At 77.6% G+C, this 2,608-nt stretch carries 2 protein-coding genes and 1 pseudogene; 1 reads left to right on the forward strand and 2 read right to left on the reverse strand.

The features are described 5' to 3' along the window. A partial coding sequence (locus tag AC0CYZ_RS23635) for an MFS transporter (RefSeq protein ID WP_472219869.1) occupies positions 1–1,537 on the forward strand: 1,537 nt, incomplete at its 5' end. Here AC0CYZ_RS23635 and AC0CYZ_RS23640 read toward each other — a convergent pair. Then, a complete protein-coding gene (locus AC0CYZ_RS23640) occupies positions 1,420–2,046 on the reverse strand; it encodes a hypothetical protein (RefSeq protein ID WP_472219871.1) in 627 nt (208 codons plus the stop codon). The genes AC0CYZ_RS23635 and AC0CYZ_RS23640 overlap by 118 nt on opposite strands. Positions 2,047–2,171: 125 nt before the next feature. Next, positions 2,172–2,608: pseudogene (locus AC0CYZ_RS23645) on the reverse strand (CCA tRNA nucleotidyltransferase); the annotation flags it as partial.

The raw sequence follows: 2,608 nt of genomic DNA on the forward strand, positions 1-2,608 counted from the left end.
GGACGCCGGGACCGGTGCCGCCGCAGAGCCCGACCGCTTCCGGCGGCGCGACCTGGCGGCGCACCCGGGCTTCCTGCGGCTGCTCACGATCCGCCTCGGGGCGCAGTGGGGTGACGGGGTCTTCCAGGCCGCGCTCGGCGGCGCCGTGCTCTTCAACCCCGAGCGCCAGTCCGACCCGGTGCTCGTCGCGCTCGGCCTCGCCGTCGTGCTGCTGCCGTACTCGATCGTCGGCCCGTTCGCCGGCGCGCTGCTCGACCGCTGGGACCGGCGCCGCGTCTTCGTCGTCGCCGGGTTCCTGCGGGTGGTGCTCACGCTGGGCACCGCGGCCGTGGTCGCCGCGGGGATCACCGGGCCCGCCCTCTACCTCGGGGCGCTGGCGACCATCGGGGTCAGCCGGTTCGTCCAGGCGGGCCTGTCGGCGGCGCTGCCCCACGTCGTCACCCCGCGCCGGCTCGTCGCGGCGAACTCGCTGGTCACCACGTCCGGCGCGATCGCCGCGGCCGTCGGCGCCTCGTGCGCGTTCGCGCTCACCGGTCTGATCGGTGCGGGCGACGCCGGGTCGGGGATCGCGGCCACCGCGTCCGTCGTCGGCTCGCTGGTGATCATCGGCGTGGCGCTCGGCTTCGCCCGGGGTTCCCTGGGCCCCGACGACGCGACCGGCACGGGCACCGACGGCGGCACGCCCCAGGCGCTGCGCGCCGTCGCCCACGGGTTCGCCGACGGCGCGCGCGCCGCCCGGCGGGCGCCCGGCGTCGTCGCGGCCTTCTGGGCGGTCGCCGCCCACCGCCTCGCCTTCGGTGTCGCGACGCTGGTGATGCTGCTGCTCATGCGCAACGGCCTGTCCGACGTCGGGCCGTTGCGGGCCGGCGTGGCGGGCCTCGGCGAGACGGTCGTGGTCGCGGCCGCCGGACTGGGCGTCGCCGCCGTCGTCACCCCGTGGCTGACCGCGCGGATCGGGCGACCGGCGACGGTGCGGACCATGCTCGCCCTCGCCGCGCTGGCACTGCTCGGCCTCGGGCTGCCGATGACCCTGCCCTCGGTGCTCGGCGCCTCGTTCCTGCTCGGGCTCGTCGGACAGACGATCAAGCTGTGCTCGGACGCCGCGGTCCAGCGCGAGGTCGACGACGCCCACCGCGGGCGGGTGTTCGCGCTCTCGGACACCGTCTTCAACGTCACCTACGTCCTCGCCGTCGCGGCGGCCGCGCTGTTCTCGCCGCTGGACGGCCGGTCGGTGCCCCTGATCGCCACCGCGGCCGGCATCTACCTGCTCGGGCTGGTGGTGCACGAGGTCGCGCTGCGGACCGGCCGCCACCCGGGGGACACGCGGGGTCCCGACGGCGGGGCCCGGCCGCCGGCTCCCCTCGCGGTGCCGGCCCAGGCCCGCGCCGAGCACGACGCGGCCGGTGGTGGCGGGGCCGCTCACGGCGGCACCCAGCCCGGCGCGCCCTCGGCCACCACCAGGTCCACCGCGCCGTCGCCGTCGACGTCCGCGAGCAGCACGTCCCAGCGCGGCGAGGCCGGGTCGGACGTGGCGTAGGCCCGGTCGGTGGCCCCGGGGCCCGTCACCAGCAGTTCGTCGGCCACCCCGTCGCCGTCGAGGTCGGCCACGGTGTCACGGGTGCCCGGGTCGTGGTCGGCGTCCACGACCGCGGCGTCGGGCACCCCGTCGCCGTCCGAGTCGACGTCGACGCGGGCCGCGGCCTCGCGCCCGCGGACGTCGGTGAACCGGACGACGTCACCGCCCGCGGCCGCGTCGACGGGTGCGTCCCAGACCCCGCGCCCGGAGGGGTCGGCGAAGGCCGCCTCGGGGCGGCCGTCGTCGTCGAGGTCGAGCAGCGCCCGGTCGGCCGTGCCGTCGCCGTCGGCGTCCCACAGCGCGTCGTCGACGCGCCCGTCGCCGTCGAAGTCCAGCCGCACCGCGTCCGGACGGCCCGCGACGGCCCCGCCGGGCACGTCGAGGTCGGCGGGCGAGGCGTGCCGGTGCACGGGCCCGCGGCCGGTGCCGAACCGGTAGGACAGCGGGGACGACGGGGACGACGCAGCCACGGGGTCTCGACGCCGGCCGGCCCGCGGCGGTTCCGCGGGCGGCCGGGCGCCGCCCGGGCCCGCCGTGCAGAACGGGTGAGCGGCGCCGTCCTGACGTCAGATGTCAGCAACGTGCCGTTGCTGCCTCAAGAGGGACGCGTCGGCAGGATCCCCTCGGCCCGCGCCCACGCGAGCAGCTCCGCCTCGGCCTCGTCGCGGTCGAGCGGTCCCCGCTCCAGGCGGACCTCCTTGAGGTGGCGCCACGCCCGTCCCACCACGGGGCCGGGCTCCACCCCGAGGAGCTCCATGATCGCGTTGCCGTCGAGGTCGGGCCGGACCCGCGCGAGGTCCTCGGACTCGGCGATCCGCGCGATCCGCTCCTCGAGGTCGTCGTAGGTGCGCTGCAGTGCCGCCGCCCGCCGCTTGTTGCGGGTCGTGGAGTCCGAACGCACCAGCCGGTGCAGCCGGTCGAGCAGCGGCCCGGCGTCGGTGACGTAGCGCCGGACGGCCGAGTCGGTCCACTCGCCCTTGCCGTAGCCGTGGAAGCGCAGGTGCAGGAACACCAGCTGGGACACGTCGTCGA

Source organism: Actinomycetospora sp., assembly GCF_055612215.1.